This is a genomic window from Patulibacter medicamentivorans (assembly GCF_000240225.1).
Taxonomy (GTDB): domain Bacteria; phylum Actinomycetota; class Thermoleophilia; order Solirubrobacterales; family Solirubrobacteraceae; genus Patulibacter; species Patulibacter medicamentivorans.
The window spans coordinates 1-2145 of record NZ_AGUD01000231.1 but is presented as its reverse complement, the minus strand read 5'-3'; the positions used below and the strand labels follow the sequence as shown (position 1 = coordinate 2145).

The following is a 2145-nucleotide window of genomic DNA, read 5'->3' as shown; positions in this document are numbered from 1 at the left end:
CGGGTCGCGGCCCGGAAGACGCCCTCGACGTCGACGCCGCCGTGCTCGAAGAAGCGCTTGTCCTCGACCGCGACGGTGGCGTTGCGGACGTCTTCCGCGATGTCCTTGCCCAGCACCGGGGTCCGCAGCACCGGTCCGGCGATGAACCCGAGCCGCTGGCCGTCGGCGGCGAAGACCTCGGAGGTCGCGCCGGGATCCTTCGGCTTGAGGTCGTCGAGGCTGACGCCGTTGGCGATGCTCGCCACGTAGCCGACCGCTCCGGCGCCGGCGACGACGATCCCGACGACGGCGGTCACGAGGACCACCAGGAGGACGCGCGCGGCGCCTCCCTTGGCGCGGCGCTGACGGCGCTTGCGGGCTGCGTGGGACATCGGGGAACGAGGGACGTGCGTCCGCCGAGGCCGCCCGAGGCAGGCGACCGAGCGACGCGACGGTCGATCCACAGTACCGGCCGGCCGCGGGTTCTCCTGCCGGGTGGCCGCGGTCCTGGCGCGGCGGCGTTCGCCGGGCCACGCGCCGTTCGTGGCGCCCTCCCGCGCTCGTGGCGCGACGCCGCGCTAGCGCTCGAAGCGGACCGTCGGGTCGGTGGCGCCCGGGTCGGCGGCGGGCGGCGTCGTCCCGCCCGGGGTCGTCCGGCCGCTGCCGTCGAGCCCGTCGGCGGCGCCGCCCGGGCCCTCCAGCGGCTGGCCGTCCGGGCCCAGCTCGCCGTCGCCGCTGCCGCCGGCGTGGGCACCGGTGCCGCGGCTGCCGCTGAACGGCGCCTTGCGGAACGGGCCGCAGCTGGAGCCCTTGGCCGCGACCATGAAGTCGTGCCAGGTCTGCGCCGGACGGCCGCCGCCCTGCTCGCCGGTCGGGTTGCGCGACAGCGGGTAGCCGACCCAGGTGACGGTCGTCATCCCGCGGGTGAAGCCGGCGAACCAGGCGTCGGCCTCGTTGTCGGTGGTGCCGGTCTTGCCGGCGACCGGGCAGTCCGGCAGTGCCGCCCGCCGGCCGGTGCCGCCCTGGACGTTCTTCTCGAGGATCTCGTTGGCCTTGCTGGCGACCCCGGCCGAGAACGTCCGCACCGCCTTGACCTTCTGCGGGCGCCGGACGGTGCCGTCCTGCAGCACCACCTTGTCCACGATCCGCGGCACGACCCGCCGGCCGCCGTTGGCGATCGTCGAGTAGGCGCGGGCCACCTCGAGCGGGCTGACGCCGTTCTCCAATCCGCCCAGGCCTTCGGCAGGCCGGCTGTACAGCGGAGACGTGATGCCCATCAGCCGCGCGGCCTTGGTGACGTTCTCCGGCCCGACGTCGAGGTCCAGCTGGGCGTAGACCGAGTTGTCCGAGGCGAGCGTCGCGCGGGTGATGCTCATCGAGCCGCCGCTCTTGCCGCTGTAGGTCTTCGGCGACCAGCCGGGCTGCAGCTCCTGGCCGCTGCGCGAGGTGTAGCTCGTGGCGTCGGGATCGATCCCGGCCCGCAGCGCCGCCATCAGCACCATCGTCTTGAAGGTCGATCCCGGCTGGCGCTTGCCCTGCGTGACCAGGTTGTACTTCGTGTCCGAGTACTGGGCCGTCGACGCCATCGTGGTGACGTCGCCGCTGTCGGGGTCGATCGAGACGATCGCGCTGGCCGGCCCGCCGGGGATGAAGTTCCGCTGCAGCGCGCTGCGCGCCTGCTGCTGCCGCTTCAGGTCGATCGTCGTGTAGATCTTCAGGCCGCCCTCGCGCACGCGCTTGCGGCCGTACTTCTCGATCAGCTCCTGGCGGACGTAGTCGATGACGAACTGCTCGCGCCGGCGGGTGTAGAAGTCGCCCTCGCGCAGGCCCAGCGGGGCGTCCTGGGCGGCGGCGGCCTCGGCCCCGGTGACGTAGCCCTGCTCGGCCATCCGCCGCAGCACGTCGTTGCGCCGCGTGAGGGCGGCCTTCGCGTTGCGGAACGGGTTGTACTGCGAGGGCGCCTGCGGCAGGCCGGCGATCAGCGCCGCCTGGGCCAGCGTCAGGTCCTTGGCCGGCTTGTTGTAGTAGACCCGGGCGGCCGCCTGAACGCCGATGATGTTCTGGCCGTTGGGCGCGTTGCCGTAGGGGACGCTGTTGAGGTAGGTCGTCAGCACCCACTCCTTGCCCTCGCGGCCCGGATGGCGCTTCTCCAGCTGGTCGGCCAGC

2 protein-coding genes are annotated in these 2145 nt (G+C 73.5%); both read right to left on the bottom strand.

Translation table 11 applies throughout. The annotated features are described in order from the left end of the window. The coding region (locus tag PAI11_RS15365; RefSeq protein WP_040600536.1) for a transglycosylase domain-containing protein at nt 1-371 on the bottom strand (371 nt) is incomplete at its 3' end. A 186-nt stretch (nt 372-557) separates the two neighbouring features. Further along, nucleotides 558-2145: transglycosylase domain-containing protein (locus PAI11_RS15360; protein WP_040600535.1), on the bottom strand; the 1588-nt coding region annotated here is incomplete at its 5' end.